The sequence below is a fragment of the Vibrio sp. N418 genome, from assembly GCF_000222565.1.
GTDB lineage: Bacteria > Pseudomonadota > Gammaproteobacteria > Enterobacterales > Vibrionaceae > Vibrio > Vibrio scophthalmi.
In genome coordinates this window covers 96,657-113,160 of sequence record NZ_AFWD01000095.1, presented here as the reverse complement: position 1 = coordinate 113,160, position 16,504 = coordinate 96,657, and the positions used below count along the sequence as shown (strand labels likewise).

The 16,504-nt window shown below is 48.1% G+C and carries 13 protein-coding genes and 1 other RNA gene; all 14 read left to right on the top strand.

Annotation, left to right across the window (positions count from 1 at the left end; genetic code table 11):
* The first annotated feature begins 142 nt into the window (after positions 1-142).
* The 14 genes from rnpB (at position 143) to ftsZ (ending at position 16,440) form a co-directional block, all read left to right on the top strand.
* Positions 143-574: RNase P RNA component class A (rnpB, locus tag RH86_RS20000), an RNA gene on the top strand.
* Between the two features lie 359 nt (positions 575-933).
* A complete protein-coding gene (gene rsmH / locus RH86_RS18685; protein ID WP_005594062.1) occupies positions 934-1,884 on the top strand; it encodes a 16S rRNA (cytosine(1402)-N(4))-methyltransferase RsmH in 951 nt (316 codons plus the stop codon).
* A 7-nt stretch (positions 1,885-1,891) separates the two neighbouring features.
* Positions 1,892-2,209 carry a cell division protein FtsL gene (ftsL, locus tag RH86_RS18680; protein ID WP_005594063.1) on the top strand — a complete coding sequence of 106 codons (318 nt, stop codon included), beginning with the start codon at positions 1,892-1,894 and terminating at the stop codon, positions 2,207-2,209.
* Positions 2,206-3,933, top strand: a complete 1,728-nt coding sequence (locus tag RH86_RS18675) for a peptidoglycan glycosyltransferase FtsI (RefSeq protein ID WP_005594064.1) — start codon at positions 2,206-2,208, stop codon at positions 3,931-3,933. The genes ftsL and RH86_RS18675 overlap by 4 nt, the downstream gene beginning before the upstream one ends.
* 14 nt (positions 3,934-3,947) lie before the next feature.
* Complete coding sequence (gene murE, locus RH86_RS18670) at positions 3,948-5,444, top strand: UDP-N-acetylmuramoyl-L-alanyl-D-glutamate--2,6-diaminopimelate ligase (protein ID WP_009387961.1); 1,497 nt, start codon at positions 3,948-3,950, stop codon at positions 5,442-5,444.
* On the top strand, positions 5,441-6,799 hold the full coding sequence (locus tag RH86_RS18665; protein ID WP_009387960.1) for a UDP-N-acetylmuramoyl-tripeptide--D-alanyl-D-alanine ligase: 1,359 nt from the start codon (positions 5,441-5,443) through the stop codon (positions 6,797-6,799). Before murE ends, RH86_RS18665 begins: the two co-directional genes overlap by 4 nt.
* Complete coding sequence (gene mraY, locus RH86_RS18660) at positions 6,796-7,878, top strand: phospho-N-acetylmuramoyl-pentapeptide-transferase (RefSeq protein ID WP_005594069.1); 1,083 nt, start codon at positions 6,796-6,798, stop codon at positions 7,876-7,878. Before RH86_RS18665 ends, mraY begins: the two co-directional genes overlap by 4 nt.
* Before the next feature lie 18 nt (positions 7,879-7,896).
* Positions 7,897-9,213 carry a UDP-N-acetylmuramoyl-L-alanine--D-glutamate ligase gene (gene murD, locus RH86_RS18655; RefSeq protein WP_009387959.1) on the top strand — a complete coding sequence of 439 codons (1,317 nt, stop codon included), beginning with the start codon at positions 7,897-7,899 and terminating at the stop codon, positions 9,211-9,213.
* 48 nt (positions 9,214-9,261) lie between these two features.
* Positions 9,262-10,452: a cell division protein FtsW gene (gene ftsW, locus RH86_RS18650; protein ID WP_005594071.1), complete on the top strand. Its 1,191-nt coding sequence runs from the start codon at positions 9,262-9,264 to the stop codon at positions 10,450-10,452.
* Positions 10,445-11,506 carry an undecaprenyldiphospho-muramoylpentapeptide beta-N-acetylglucosaminyltransferase gene (gene murG / locus RH86_RS18645; RefSeq protein ID WP_005594072.1) on the top strand — a complete coding sequence of 354 codons (1,062 nt, stop codon included), beginning with the start codon at positions 10,445-10,447 and terminating at the stop codon, positions 11,504-11,506. Before ftsW ends, murG begins: the two co-directional genes overlap by 8 nt.
* An 11-nt stretch (positions 11,507-11,517) precedes the next feature.
* Positions 11,518-12,978 carry a UDP-N-acetylmuramate--L-alanine ligase gene (gene murC, locus RH86_RS18640; RefSeq protein ID WP_005594073.1) on the top strand — a complete coding sequence of 487 codons (1,461 nt, stop codon included), beginning with the start codon at positions 11,518-11,520 and terminating at the stop codon, positions 12,976-12,978.
* A gap of 170 nt (positions 12,979-13,148) precedes the next feature.
* On the top strand, positions 13,149-13,931 hold the full coding sequence (locus RH86_RS18635) for a cell division protein FtsQ/DivIB (RefSeq protein WP_005594074.1): 783 nt from the start codon (positions 13,149-13,151) through the stop codon (positions 13,929-13,931).
* Positions 13,924-15,186: a cell division protein FtsA gene (ftsA, locus tag RH86_RS18630; RefSeq protein ID WP_005594075.1), complete on the top strand. Its 1,263-nt coding sequence runs from the start codon at positions 13,924-13,926 to the stop codon at positions 15,184-15,186. The genes RH86_RS18635 and ftsA overlap by 8 nt, the downstream gene beginning before the upstream one ends.
* Before the next feature lie 30 nt (positions 15,187-15,216).
* Positions 15,217-16,440, top strand: coding sequence for a cell division protein FtsZ (ftsZ, locus tag RH86_RS18625; protein WP_005594076.1), 1,224 nt, complete (start codon positions 15,217-15,219; stop codon positions 16,438-16,440).
* Positions 16,441-16,504: the final 64 nt, after the last annotated feature.

Genomic DNA, 16,504 nt, shown 5'->3' with positions numbered 1-16,504 from the left:
CTCGAAGCGAAGCGTTCTCTACTCTTTGTCTTTTCACTCTTCTCGCCGTGAAATGTTCGCTTTTTAGCCGTTTAACATCCATATCTCATCATATTTGTGATCTCGCTAGACACTGTACCTTGAACTCTATACAATCCGCCTCGGAGTTGACTGGATAGTCGCTGCTTTGTTGATGTCCTTCGGGAGACTGACGCTGAAGTCCCTTCGGGAGACTGGCGTTGACGTCCTTCGGGAGACTGACAAAGGGGAGGAAAGTCCGGGCTCCATAGAGCAGGGTGCCAGGTAACGCCTGGGAGGCGCAAGCCTACGACAAGTGCAACAGAAAGAAGACCGCCGATGGCTCGCAAGAGCACAGGTAAGGGCGAAAGGGTGCGGTAAGAGCGCACCGTGCGACTGGCAACAGTTCGTAGCAAGGTAAACTCCACCCGGAGCAAGACCAAATAGGCCTCCACATTGCGTTGCTCGCGTAAGGAGGCGGGTAGGTTGCTTGAGCCAGTGAGCGATTGCTGGCCTAGACGAATGGCTATCACCGCGCAAGCGGATACAGAACCCGGCTTATACGTCGACTCCACCTATTCGAGACCCATCGTAACGCTTGCGTTATGATGGGTTTTTTGCATTTTACTGACGAAAATATTCTCCTAAGCAATATACTCAGGCTCTTTTCAGCTAACTTTCTAGTGGGACTGAAATTTCTTTGCCTGCCAATGCTGGGGTTTTATGATCCGATGGGCTTGAAAAAACGTTCATAATTGACGTTATTTTTCTTCAACTGAAAGCCGCGTCTAGGCTCTCAAAGTCGATATTGAAGGCGCTTGAGTATTAAACTTAGCGCAATGTCACGTGATACAAGCGACCAAGGGTGGCACTGCGTGATGAAATCAGTACACTGAAGAGTTAGAGCGCATCAACACGCTAGCCGATGAGATAACTATGACAGAAGCATTTAAACACATATCTGTATTACTGAATGAATCGATCGATGGATTGGCAATCAAACCCGATGGCACATACATAGACGGTACATTTGGTCGTGGTGGCCACAGCCGCACAATCTTGTCGAAATTGGGTGAGAATGGTCGTCTGTTCAGTATCGACCGTGACCCGCAAGCGATTGAAGAAGCAAACAAGATCGATGATCCTCGCTTTACTATCGTTCATGGCCCATTCTCCGGTATTGCCGAATACGCTGAGCGCTACAATTTGGTTGGCCAAGTTGACGGTGTACTGTTTGACCTTGGTGTTTCATCACCGCAGCTCGACGATGCAGAGCGTGGCTTTAGCTTTATGAAAGATGGCCCGCTAGATATGCGTATGGATCCAACATCGGGTATTTCTGTTTCTCAGTGGTTATTGGAAGCAGATTTGGACGACATCACTTGGGTTATTCGTGAGTTTGGTGAAGACAAACACGCTCGCCGCATCGCTAAAGCGATCGTTGCTTATCGTGAAAACGAAGAGAACGAACCGCTGACTCGTACCGGCCAGTTAGCAAAACTCATCTCTGATGCTGCGCCAAAAAGCTTCAAAGAGAAAAAACACCCGGCAACTCGCTCATTCCAAGCGTTCCGCATCTACATCAACAGTGAGCTAGAAGAGATCGATACAGCGCTAAAAGGCGCGGCGAGCATTCTTGCACCGGAAGGACGCTTGTCAGTGATCAGCTTCCACTCATTGGAAGATCGCATGGTGAAACGTTTTATTCGTAAAGAGAGCCAAGGCCCACAAGTGCCACATGGACTGCCTTTAACGGAAGCGCAAATCCGTGAGCTTGGTAGTGCGAACTTAAAAGCAATCGGCAAAGCGATTAAACCAACGACGCAAGAAGTGGAAGTAAACACTCGCTCGCGTAGTTCAGTATTACGTATCGCAGAGAAACTGTAATTTCATCATGAGTAAAACCACGCCTAATCTTGCCAAGCTCATCGGTCGAGACTTAATTACCACCGGGCGTTTTCCCCTTGGTATGTTGTTATTGATTTTTGCTAGTGCGATGGGGGTGGTTTTTATGACTCACCATACTCGTGAAGCGGTAACCGAAAAAGACCAAGCTTTGGTTGAACGCGAACGACTGGACAATGAGTGGCGTAACTTACTGTTAGAAGAAACGGCACTGGCGGAACATAGCCGTGTACAAGCCGTTGCAAAGCAAGAGTTAGAGATGAAACGCCCCGACTCTGATAAAGAAGTGGTGATTGACTTACCATGAGTTCTCCGAAAATCAAACCAACGCCGAAGAAACCCGATGTTGAGCCTCCTCAACTGATTCGTTGGCGTTTCTACTTAGTCCTTTTCTTTGTTTTTGCCATTTTTACGGCGCTCGTCGCACGTATTGGTTACATCCAAATTATTGAACCAGACAACCTAATCAAACAAGGTGACTTGCGTTCTATTCGCGCCAAAACCTTACATTCCGCACGTGGCATTATCTCCGATCGCAATGGTGAACCTTTGGCGGTCAGTGTTCCCGTTGAAGCGGTTTGGGCCGATCCGGCAACCATTTTCAAAGAAGGTGGCTTAGTTGATGTTGACCGCTGGCATGCTCTCGCGGATGTCTTAGGTCTTGATCGCCAAGGCTTGCTCGACAAAATTAATAGCAACAAAACTCGTCGCTTTATTTACTTACAGCGCCAAGTCAGTCCTGCGATGTCGAATTACATTCGTCAGTTGAAGTTGGCCGGTATTGGCCTTAAACCGGAGTCACGTCGTTATTACCCAGCGGGTGAGGTTAGTGCTCACTTAGTGGGTGTGACTGGGATTGATGGCCACGGTTTAGAAGGGGTTGAACGTAGCTACGATAAATGGCTTACCGGTGAAGCGGGTAAACGAATTATTCGTAAAGACCGTTATGGCCGAGTGGTAGAAAACATTTCGCTTGAAGAGCGAGAAGAAGGTAAACCACTGACGCTGACTATTGATCAGCGCCTACAGGCGATTGCCTATCGCGCGATCAAACAAGCAGTGGCAGATTTCCGCGCCACATCGGGTTCTGCTGTACTACTTGATGTTAAAACGGGCGCTGTATTGGCGATGGTCAATGCTCCTTCATACAACCCGAATAACCGCGCAGATTTGCAATCAGCGAAAATGCGTAACCGCGTGATCACCGATGCCTTTGAGCCAGGCTCTACGATTAAACCGTTCGTGGTGTTAGCGGCATTAGAAAATGGTGTGGCTGATGAAAACACCGTGATTGATACCGGTAACGGCATCATGCAGGTTGGCGGCAGTCGTGTTCGTGATACTTCGAAAGTGGGCAAAGCCGATCTGACCACCATTTTGAAAAAGTCGAGTAACATCGGTGTGGCGAAACTGGCGTTAGAAATGCCATTGGAAGCATTACTGGGTATGTACAGCTCGGTCGGTTTTGGCGAATCTTCAGGCTTGAATCTGGTCGGTGAATCGACCGGTATTTTCCCTAATCGCCGTCGTTGGTCGAAATTTGAAATCGCCACGCTCTCTTTTGGTTATGGTTTGACCATTACACCTCTGCAACTTGCGCACGCTTATGCCACGTTGGGCAACTATGGTAAATACCAGCCAGTGCACATCTTAGAAAACAACCAGCAAGATTTTTCTCGTCAGGTGATCAGCGAGAAATACGCTCGTATGGTGCTGGGCATGCTGGAAACCGTAACCCAACCAGGAGGCACAGCTACCAAAGCGGCGGTTCCTGGCTATCGTGTTGCGGCGAAAACCGGTACTTCGCGTAAAGCGATTGCCGGTGGTTATGGTGATGAATATTTTGCGTATACCGCGGGGGTGGCACCAGCCAGTGATCCACGCGTGGCCTTGGTGGTGATTGTGAATGAGCCGCAAGGTGATAATTATTATGGTGGTTCTGTAGCCGGTCCGGTTTTCGCTGAAATAATGAAAGGCAGTCTACAGATCTTGAACGTCGCACCAGACGAAAATAAATCAATTCAGGAATAAAGAGAGACCTTTGTATGTCGTTAAGTCTCACATTACAACAGTTGGTTGCTCCTTGGCTGCCACTGAGCGGTTTTGCCGCTGATATCGCTGTCGCACAGCTTGAATTAGATAGCCGTAAAGTCACCTCTGGAACGACGTTTGTGGCGATTAAAGGTCATGCCACTGATGGCCGTCAGTTCATTGATGCCGCACTTAATAACGGTGCAAATGCTGTGATTGCTCAAGCGTGCAGTGAAAAGCCGCATGGCTTAGTCGAACTGCGCGATGGTGTTGCTATCGTCTATGTTGCGGATTTAAGTCTGCACCTTTCCGCCCTGGCTGGTCGTCTCTACGCTCACCACAATAATCAATTGATTGCGGTGACGGGAACCAATGGTAAAACCACGATTACTCAATTGATGGCTCAATGGCTTGAGCTAGTTGGGCAGCGCGCTGCAGTGATGGGCACCACAGGTAATGGTTTCTTAGAGACTCTGCGACCTGCGGCGAACACGACCGGTAATGCGGTTGAAGTGCAGCGTACCATTGCTGAACTCGCTCAGCTTGGCGCAAATTACACTGCACTTGAAGTCTCTTCACATGGCCTTGTTCAAGGGCGCGTTCAAGCACTCGCTTTTGCTGCAGGTGTATTCACCAATTTAAGCCGTGATCACCTTGATTACCATGGCACGATGGAAGAGTACGCAGAGGCGAAATTTACCCTATTCAGCCAACATCAATGCCAGCATGCGATTGTCAACGTTGATGATGTGGTTGGTCAGCAGTGGGTGAAGCGACTCGACAACGCGATTGCGGTATCTCTATTACCACCAAACGAAACCATTAAAGCGGACGTGCCAGCGGTGTGGGCGACTCAGGTAGCCTATTCAGAGCAAGGTATTGATATTGCTTTTGATGGTCATTTTGGTGCAGGACAAATCTGCGCGCCACTGATTGGTGAATTTAATGCATCAAACGTGATGTTAGCGATGACGACATTGCTGGCATTGGGTATTGATAAGCAAAGTTTGATTGATACCGCCTCACAACTTGAACCTGTACTTGGTCGCATGGAGCTTTTTACCATCGAAGGTAAAGCCAAAGTGGTCGTTGATTATGCTCATACACCTGACGCGCTGGAAAAAGCACTATTAGCATTGCGTGTCCATTGCCAAGGTCAGCTTTGGGCCATCTTTGGCTGTGGCGGTGAGCGCGACAAAGGTAAGCGTCCGATGATGGCGGAAATTGGTGAACGTTTGGCCGATAGCGTGATTTTGTCTGATGATAACCCGCGCAGTGAAGATCCAGCGGAAATCGTACAAGATATGTTGGCGGGGATGAGTCATCCTCAACAAGCGATTGTGGAGCATCAACGTTTTACCGCTTTACAATACGCGCTAGAGCATGCCGGCGAGCAAGATATTATTTTATTGGCGGGTAAAGGCCATGAAGATTATCAAGTCCTAGCGGATAAAACGGTGCACTACTCTGATCGTGAATCAGCTCAGCAGCTACTAGGATTATCATTATGATAAATATGACTCTTAGCCACATTGCCCAAGTACTTGGCGGTGAAATGGTCGGTGATGATTGTGAGATTACACTTGTCTCTACCGATACTCGCAACCTACAAGCAGGCGCATTGTTTGTCGCCTTAATTGGCGAGCGTTTTGACGCTCATGATTTTGCACAGCAAGCGCTAGAGTCTGGCGCGACAGCACTGTTGGTTTCTCGCCCTCTTGAAATCGCAATTCCGCAGCTGGTGGTCAGTGATACTAAGCAAGCCTTGGGGCTGTTGGGAGCCTACGTACATCAACAATGTGCGACGCCAACGGTAGCGATTACCGGCAGTTGTGGCAAAACCACAGTGAAAGAGATGGTCGCAAGCATCATGGCGCAACAGGGCCAAGTGTTGTTCACCGCGGGTAACTTCAATAATGATATCGGTGTGCCGCTGACGTTGCTGCGTTCTACGCCGCAAGATGATTTTGCCGTAATTGAACTCGGTGCTAATCATATCGGTGAGATTGCTTACACTTCGGCATTGGTTACCCCGGATGTGGCGCTGGTCAATAATGTCGCCGCAGCGCACTTAGAAGGTTTTGGTTCGATTGATGGCGTCAAACAAGCGAAAGGTGAAATTTACCAAGGCTTGAAAGCGGGTGGTGTTGCGATTGTGAACCTAGAAAGTCATGGTGGGCAATTTTGGCAACCAGCGTTAGCTGATAAACAGGTCAAAACCTTTTCAGTGAGCGATCCGAGTGCCGATTATTACGCCGATCATATTGCGATAAATGCCAATGGTGAAGCGAGCTTTACCTTGCATTCGCCGCTCGGTAGTGCCGCGATACAGCTGGGTATTATTGGTCAACATAATGTTTCTAATGCGTTGGCAGCAGCGTCACTGGCGGTGGAGCTTGGTGCTGATCTTGCAACGATTACTGCTGGTCTCGCGCTACTGTCTAAAGTGAAAGGCCGCGTAGAGTTAGTGGCGTTGAACAATGAAATCCGCTTGATTGATGATAGCTATAACGCCAGCGTTCCGGCGATGAAAGCGGCGGCCGATCTTTTAGCTGGATTTAGCGGCACTCGCTGGCTTATTTTGGGCAATATGGCAGAGTTAGGCGATGAAAGCCTTGCACTTCACCGACAAGTCGGGGAACATGCAGCCCCATTTAATTTTGAACATGTACTGACTTTTGGTGCTGATGCGAAAGCCATCAGTGACGTTTGCCAAGGTCAACATTTTGAATCACACGACAGCATGATTGAGTTTATAAAACAGCAGTTGCCGCATCATACTGGTCCCCACACATTACTTGTTAAAGGCGCAAACAGCGCTGGTATGAGTAAGGTTGCAACTGCGTTGAAGGAGATTTATTCATGATTATTTGGCTTGCAGAGCTGCTACAGCCATATTTCTCATTCTTCCGTCTATTTGAATACCTGTCATTTCGCGCCATTTTGAGCGTATTAACAGCATTAGGTATTTCATTGTGGATGGGACCCCGTTTGATCCGTCGCTTGCAAATGTTGCAGATTGGCCAAGTGGTGCGTAATGAAGGTCCTGAATCTCACTTCAGTAAACGTGGCACGCCAACCATGGGCGGTATCATGATCCTCGCGGCTATTATCATTACCGTATTGTTATGGTCCGATCTCAGTAACCCTTATGTTTGGGCGGTGATCTTTGTGCTATTTGGCTACGGAGCTGTCGGTTTTGTTGATGACTACCGTAAAGTGGTACGCAAAAACACTGATGGCTTAATTGCGCGTTGGAAATACTTTTGGCAATCAGCCATTGCGTTAGTGGTGGCTTTTGCTCTGTACGCACATGGCAAAGATACCTCTGCGACTCAGCTGGTGGTGCCGTTCTTTAAAGACATCATGCCGCAATTGGGCTTGATGTACATTGTCTTGACCTATTTTGTTATCGTCGGTACCAGTAATGCGGTTAACTTAACCGATGGTCTCGATGGCTTAGCCATCATGCCAACCGTACTGGTTGCGGCAGGCTTTGCAGCGATTGCATGGGCTACGGGTAATGTGCAGTTCTCAGAATATTTACACATTCCGCATGTTCCTTATGCATCAGAACTGGTGGTGGTGTGTACTGCAATTGTCGGCGCGGGTTTAGGTTTCCTTTGGTTTAACACCTACCCAGCACAAGTGTTTATGGGTGATGTGGGTTCATTGGCACTCGGTGGTGCATTAGGGACGATCGCGGTGTTGGTTCGTCAAGAATTTGTGTTGGTGATTATGGGTGGTGTTTTCGTTATGGAAACGCTGTCAGTGATCCTACAAGTGGGTTCTTACAAGCTGCGCGGCCAACGTATTTTCCGCATGGCGCCAATCCACCATCACTACGAATTAAAAGGCTGGCCAGAGCCACGTGTTATTGTACGCTTCTGGATCATCTCTATTGTTTTGGTTCTTATCGGTCTAGCGACTCTGAAAGTACGTTAAGGAAGACACAGCATGCCCATGCAACATTGGCAAGGTATCGAAAAAGTTGTGGTTGTGGGGCTCGGGATTACCGGGCTCTCTGTCGTTAAGCATCTCAAGCGTTTACCGCTAGATTTGCAGGTGAAAGTGATTGATACGCGTGCGACACCACCCGGTCAAGAGTCACTGCCTGAAGATGTTGAGTTGCATACCGGTGGTTGGCGCACCGATTGGCTATTAGAGGCTGATTTAGTGGTGACTAACCCGGGGATTGCGTTAGCGACGCCTGAGATCCAACAAGTGATCGCCGCAGGTATTCCCGTCGTCGGTGATATCGAGCTGTTTGCATGGCATGTCGATAAGCCTGTGATTGCCATTACCGGTTCTAACGGTAAGAGTACGGTAACCGATATGACCGGCGTGGTGGCGAAAGCGGCAGGCTGGAATGTAGGCGTTGGTGGCAATATTGGTGTACCAGCGCTTGATCTGTTTGAACAACCGGCCGATCTCTATGTGCTTGAGTTATCAAGTTTCCAACTCGAAACAACCTCAAGCTTACCTCTGGTAGCCGCTGCCTTTTTGAATCTTTCTGAAGATCATATGGATCGCTACCAAGGTATGGCAGATTACCGTCTTGCGAAACTGCGTATTTTTGATCATGCCCAAGTGTGCGTGGTTAATGCTGACGACAAAGCGACTTATCCTGATGATGAAAAATCGCTGCTTGAGTTTTCACTAGAGCAGTCAAGTGATGCTTGCGTGATCGAGCACGATGGCGTTGAGTTTTTAGCTTATAAGGGTGAAACCATTCTAGCGGTAAATGAGTTGAGTTTGGTTGGTCGTCACAATGTGGCGAATAGCTTAGTCGTGATTGCGCTGCTCAGTGCGGCCGGTGTTGACGTGAAAGCTGGCCTTGCTGCAATGAAGTCTTACAACGGTCTGACACATCGATGTCAGGTTGTTGCCGATAATCGTGGTATCAAGTGGGTCAATGATTCCAAGGCGACCAATGTGGCGAGTACCCTCGCGGCGCTGTCTGGCCTAAATTTGGCCGGTAAATTGTACTTATTGGTTGGTGGTAACGGCAAAGGTGCGGATTTTAGTGATTTGGCACCCGTACTGGCGCAACTCAATGTGCAACTGTGCTGCTTTGGCGCAGATGGCGATCAATTTGTGCCTTTGCATGCATCTGCTCTACGTTTTGCTACCATGCAAGAGATCGTTGAGTGGGCAACCCCACAACTGCAAGCGGGCGATATGGTGATGTTATCACCTGCGTGTGCAAGCTTTGATCAGTTCAGTAACTTTATGGCGCGTGGCGATGCTTTTGCCGAGCTTGCCGAGCAGTTTGCTTAACCGATCCTTAAACCTGATTCTTTCAACATAAATGAGATAAACGAGAAGATGCCGTTGCGAAATGCGTTCGCCAATCTAAAACAGTGGTTTACTCACTCTGCACCCGAGGCGCTTTTTGATCGCCAGTTGGTGTGGATTTCGCTTGGCCTGATGTTGACGGGTCTCGTGATGGTAACTTCGGCTTCTTTTCCGATCAGTACCCGTTTAACCGGGCAACCGTTTCACTTTATGTTCCGCCACGCGATCTTCTTGTTCTTGGCATTTTCAACCGCTGCGGTGATCGTACAAATCCCGATGAAGCGCTGGCTGCAATACAGTTATCCGCTGCTGGGATTATCCATTTTCCTTTTGGTCGTGGTGTTAGTTGGCGGTAAATCGGTTAACGGTGCATCACGTTGGATCCCACTCGGTCTGTTTAACCTACAACCGGCTGAAGTAGCGAAGTTATCGCTGTTTATCTTTATGTCGGGCTATTTGGTCCGCAAACAAGATGAAGTCCGGGAAACCTTTGTTGGTGGCTTTATCAAACCGATCGCCGTATTTGGTACCTTGGCGGTACTGTTATTGTTTCAGCCAGACTTAGGTACCGTGATCGTTATGCTGGTGACGCTGTTCGGTATGCTGTTCATTGCTGGGGCAAAGTTGACACAGTTCCTTGCTCTGGTGGTGGTGGGCATTGCTGCTGTTATTGGTTTGATTCTCGCAGAACCTTACCGTATGAAGCGTGTCACCTCGTTTCTTGACCCATGGGAAAATCCGTTCGGTAGTGGTTATCAGTTAACCCAATCTTTGATGGCATTTGGTCGCGGGGAGTGGTTTGGTCAAGGTTTGGGTAATTCGGTCCAAAAGCTGGCGTATTTACCAGAAGCGCATACCGACTTTGTTTTTGCGGTACTGGCGGAAGAGTTAGGTTTTGTTGGCGTTGTTTTAGTTTTAATGCTGATCTTTAGCTTGGTATTGAAAGCGATTTTTATCGGTCGTCGCGCCTTTGAAAGTGACGATTTTTTTGGCGGCTATCTCGCTTTTGGCATTGGTATTTGGTTTGCCTTTCAAACCTTGGTAAATGTGGGGGCTGCGGCGGGGATTGTTCCGACCAAGGGCTTAACATTACCGCTGATCAGTTACGGTGGTTCGAGTTTGATTGTGATGGCGGTTGCCGTTTCAATTTTGCTGCGTATCGACCACGAATGCCGCCTTCATGCGCAGCAACAATCTACACAGAATGCAGAAGATGAATAAAAATAAACGTTTAATGGTGATGGCTGGTGGTACCGGCGGTCACGTTTTTCCAGGCTTGGCGGTTGCTAAAAAGTTGCAGCAGCAAGGCTGGGAGATTCGCTGGCTTGGCACTGCGGATCGTATGGAAGCGGATTTGGTGCCAAAACACGGCATCGAAATCGACTTTATCAAAGTAAAAGGCCTTCGTGGTCAAGGTATTGCTCGCCTTATTAAAGCACCATTCCAAATAATCAATGCCATCCTGCAAGCCAGAGCGCATATGAAAGCATGGCAGCCGGATGCGGTTTTAGGTATGGGTGGTTATGTGAGTGGCCCTGGCGGTATCGCTGCATGGCTATTGGGTATTCCCGTGGTGCTACATGAACAAAATGCGGTGGCAGGTTTAACCAATCAGTGGCTATCCAAGATCGCTAAAAAAGTATTCCAAGCTTTTCCTGGTGCTTTTCCTAACGCGCAAGTAGTAGGTAATCCGGTACGTGAAGATGTGGTGGCTCTGGCTGAACCACAAACGCGCTTTGCTGAACGCAGTGGCCCTATTCGTATTTTAGTTATGGGCGGCAGTCAAGGCGCTCGTATTCTCAACCAAACTATGCCGTTGGTGATGGCTGCGTTGGGCGAGGGGTATCAAGTGGTGCATCAAGCTGGTAAGAATAGCCAGCAAGAAGTCAGCGCCGCTTATCAAGCTGAACAAGTGACACAGGCTGAAACGGTCGAGTTTATCGATGATGTTGCTGCCGCCTACGCCCAAGCTGATTTACTGGTTTGTCGCTCTGGCGCCTTAACGGTCTCAGAAGTATCGGCTGCCGGTGTGGGGGCAATCTTTATTCCTTTCATGCACAAGGATCGTCAGCAAGCGTTGAATGCCGATCATCTAGTGGCATGTGGCGCAGCTAAAATGATAGAACAGCCTGATCTGACAGTAGAAAAGTTAGTCGATGAAATCCGCATGCTGGATCGCAGCCAACTGCAAGCGATGGCCATTAAGGCAAGAAGCGCAGCTCAACTAGAAGCAGATAACGTCGTCGCGCAAGCGATCATCGACCTGACCAAATAACGAGAAAGACAATGACGATTAAACATACCCAAGATTTGGCTCAGATTAGAGCAATGGTGCCAGAGATGCGCCGAGTAAAGTCGATTCACTTTATTGGTATTGGTGGCGCAGGCATGAGTGGCATCGCAGAAGTGCTGCTTAACGAAGGCTATCAAATTACCGGTTCTGATATCGCTGAAAACCCAGTGACAGAGCGATTAACGCAAAAAGGAGCGACCGTTTATATCGGCCATCAGGCAGAAAATGTCGCTCACGCGAGTGTGGTTGTTGTCTCTACTGCCATTAATGAAGAGAATCCAGAAATTAAAGCGGCGCGTGAAGCGCGTATTCCAGTGGTTCGCCGTGCTGAGATGTTAGCTGAACTGATGCGCTTCCGTCACGGAATTGCGGTGGCAGGGACGCATGGTAAAACCACCACGACAGCATTAGTGACACAAATCTATTCTGAAGCGGGTCTCGATCCAACGTTTGTTAATGGCGGCCTAGTGAAAAGTGCCGGGACTAACGCTCGCCTTGGTTCAAGCCGCATCTTAATTGCAGAAGCGGACGAGAGTGATGCGTCATTCTTGCACCTACAACCGATGGTAAGCATTGTGACTAACATCGAAGCGGATCACATGGATACCTACGGTGGTGACTTCGAAACGCTTAAGCAGACCTTTATCGATTTCTTGCATAATCTTCCGTTCTACGGCCAAGCGATCGTTTGTATCGATGATCCAGTGGTTCGTGAGTTGATTCCGCGTATTAGCCGTCAAGTGATCACCTACGGTTTCTCTGAAGATGCCGATGTGCGTATTGAAAATTACCGTCAAAATGGCCAGCAAGGTCAATTTACCGTAGTACGCCAAGGTCGTGCGAATCTTGATATTACCTTGAACATCCCTGGTCGTCACAACGCCCTGAATGCGTCGGCAGCCATTGCTGTTGCAACGGAAGATGATATTGGTGATGAAGCGATCCTCAACGCGATGTTAGGTACGCAAGGAACGGGCCGACGTTTTGATCACCTTGGTGAATTTGAAACCGGTAATGGCAGCGCAATGCTGGTGGATGATTATGGTCATCACCCAACCGAAGTGGACGTGACGATTCAAGCTGCACGTAGTGGCTGGGAAGAGAAACGTCTGGTGATGATCTTCCAACCACACCGATACAGTCGTACTCGTGATTTGTATGATGACTTTGCCAATGTACTTGAGCAAGTCGATGTATTGATCATGCTGGATGTCTATGCAGCAGGTGAGAAGGCTATTGCGGGTGCTGATGGACGTTCATTGTGCCGTACCATTCGTAGCCGCGGTAAGATTGATCCTATCTTTGTTCCAGAAACGGAAGCTCTACCTGCAATTTTGGCAAATGTTTTACAAGACGGTGACTTAGTACTAACCCAAGGCGCAGGTGATGTGGGCAAAGTAGCGAAACAGCTCGCTGCGTTAGAGCTGAATATTGATCAAATGCTGGCAATCTAGGCCGTTTTTTGAATATTTAGCGCATTTCTAGCGTTAAAGCTATGATTTCTTACTTTCAAGGTTTGATACTTTTAGTGACCCCAGTATAATCCGAGGGTTAAAGCAAGTGCTTTGGCCTATACGAAGAGATAGGAATAACAATTGCGAGCATTAGCGAAGGACAACGGACTTTGATTAGAACTGTTTTTAACCAAGGACGTCGTTTAATCGATTTTCCACTAGTAAAAAAACACGCCGTTGGCGCCAGTTTTTTACTGGTGGTAGTGGTATTGATTGGCTCTCTGCTTTATTCCACCGTCTCGTGGATGTGGGATGATCAACGCTTACCGTTATCGAAGCTGGTTCTGCAAGGTGATTTAGAATACGTCACAGCATTGGATGTGCAGCGCGCATTTTCCAAGTTGGATCATGTCGGTACTTTTATGTCGCAAGATGTAGACGTATTGCAAGATAGCATCGAATCATTGCCTTGGGTTGCCAATGCCTCAATTCGTAAACAGTGGCCAGACACGGTAAAAGTTTTTCTTACCGAGCATCACGCAGAAGCTATTTGGAATGGCAATGCACTATTAAATGATGCTGGTAAAGTGTTTGACGGTGATATTGGTAAGCTCCACGGAGAACGCGTTAAGCTTTATGGCCCTGAAGGGACAAGTGCAGACGTGTTGGCGACTTGGCATAAATTGAGTCAGCAATTTGCGCCGTTGGATCTCACCATTACCTCGTTGGTTCTTAATGATCGCCGAGCATGGCAGATCATTCTCGATAACGGCATTCGTTTGGAGCTGGGTAAAGAATCACTGGATGAACGCATAGACCGTTTTATTTCGCTATACCAAAATCTAGGTAGTGACGCGTTAAGAGTCAGCTATATCGATCTTAGGTATGATACGGGGGCCGCGGTTGGCTGGTTCCCTGAACAAGAGTTAGAACAAGAGAGTACAGATGACTAAGACCGCTGATGACAACATTATTGTTGGTCTTGATATAGGCACTGCGACCGTGTCGGCTCTAGTTGGCGAGATTTTACCGGATGGTCAAATCAATATCATTGGCGCAGGTACCAGCCCTTCACGTGGCATGGATAAAGGCGGCGTCAACGATCTTGAATCAGTGGTGAAGTCCGTTCAACGTGCAGTTGATCAAGCGGAGCTGATGGCTGAATGCCAAATCCGTAATGTATTCATTTCTATATCAGGTCGCCATATTGCGAGCCGTATAGAAAAAGGGATGGGAACTATTTCAGATGAAGAGGTCTCACAAGAAGATATGGATCGTGCGATTCATACCGCTAAATCAATAAAAATTGGTGATGAACAGCGCATTCTTCATGTTATCCCGCAGGAATTTACCATTGATTACCAAGAAGGGATTAAAAACCCGCTAGGTTTATCAGGTGTACGCATGGAAGTTAGTGTGCACTTAATCTCTTGTCACAATGATATGGCAAGAAATATTATTAAGGCTGTTGAACGTTGTGGTTTGACGGTTGAGCATCTGGTTTATTCAGGTCTGGCAGCAAGTAATGCTGTTATTACTGAAGATGAACGTGAACTGGGTGTGTGTGTCGTTGATATCGGCGCGGGTACCATGGATGTTTCCATTTGGACCGGCGGCGCACTGCGTCACACTGAAGTTTTTTCATACGCAGGCAATGCGGTGACCAGTGATATCGCTTTTGCGTTTGGCACTCCTGTGAGTGATGCAGAAGAGATAAAAGTAAAATACGGCTGTGCTCTTAGTGAGCTGGTTAGTAAAGACGACACGGTTAACGTCCCAAGTGTCGGTGGGCGACCATCACGCAGTTTACAACGACAAACTTTGTCGGAAGTGATTGAGCCGAGATATACTGAACTTATGGGATTGGTTAATCAAACTATCGATACCGTTCAAGATAAGTTGCGTGAAGAAGGCATTAAACATCATTTAGCAGCCGGTGTGGTGCTAACGGGTGGTGCCGCGCAAATTGAAGGTTTGGTAGAATGTGCGGAGCGCGTGTTCCGCAACCAAGTTCGAGTTGGCAAACCTCTAGAGGTGAGCGGCTTAACAGATTACGTAAAAGAGCCGTATCATTCTACGGCAGTTGGTTTACTTCATTACGCAAGAGACAGTCAGATTAATGATGACACTGAATACAGCGAACCTAAACGCCAACCAGTGACCTCAATGTTCGATCGCTTACGTAACTGGATACAAAAAGAGTTTTAACCTGAGCAGCAGGAAAAACGGAGATAACACATGTTTGAACCGATGATGGAAATGTCTGACGATGCGGTAATCAAAGTCGTTGGGGTTGGTGGCGGTGGCGGTAACGCCGTTGAGCACATGGTACGTGAGTCCATTGAAGGTGTGGAATTCATCAGTATTAATACTGATGCGCAAGCACTGCGTAAAACTAGCGTGAACAGCGTCATTCAGATTGGCGGTGACATGACAAAAGGTCTTGGCGCTGGAGCGAACCCTCAAGTAGGACGTGACGCTGCTCTCGAAGATCGAGATAGAATTAAAGAAGAGCTAACCGGTGCCGATATGGTATTTATCGCAGCGGGAATGGGCGGTGGTACCGGTACTGGTGCTGCACCTGTTATTGCTGAAGTTGCCAAAGAGTTAGGTATCCTAACGGTTGCGGTAGTAACAAAGCCTTTTAGCTTTGAAGGTAAGAAGCGTTTGGCATTTGCTGAGCAAGGTATCGAAGAGCTGTCTAAGCACGTCGATTCTTTGATCACTATCCCGAACGAGAAACTACTGAAAGTACTAGGTCGCGGAATCACTCTACTTGAAGCTTTTGCTAGTGCGAACGACGTACTTAAAAATGCAGTTCAAGGTATTGCTGAGCTGATTACTCGCCCAGGTATGATCAACGTCGACTTTGCGGACGTTCGTACCGTGATGTCGGAAATGGGTCATGCAATGATGGGTAGCGGCGTAGCAAAAGGCGAAGATCGTGCAGAAGAAGCGGCAGAGATGGCTATCTCAAGCCCACTTCTAGAAGACATCGATCTTGCTGGTGCTCGTGGTGTTCTTGTGAACATTACGGCTGGCCTAGACATGCGTCTAGACGAGTTTGAAACTGTGGGTAACACAGTGAAAGCGTTTGCATCAGACAACGCAACGGTTGTTATTGGTACTTCACTTGATCCTGATATGGCGGATGAGATTCGTGTAACAGTAGTTGCAACAGGTATTGGTAACGAGAAAAAGCCTGACATCACATTAGTGGCGGGCGGCAAAGCGAAAGTGGCACCGGTAGCACAACCTCAGTCACAAGTCGCAACTCAGCAACCAGCAGCGGTAAAAGTAGAAGAGAAACCGGCACAGACATTGCAGGAAAAACCGCAAGTCACTTCACAGCCGGCAAGCTCTGCGTCAGCAAGCAATGGCTCAGGCCAAAGCACGGCGCCGAAAGTAGAAAAAGATGGTTATTTAGATATTCCAGCGTTTCTACGTCGTCAAGCTGACTAATCGCGTCAATTTTTGACATGGTTCTAAAATGTGGTATGATTCGCGGCCGATGATTTCATCGTCC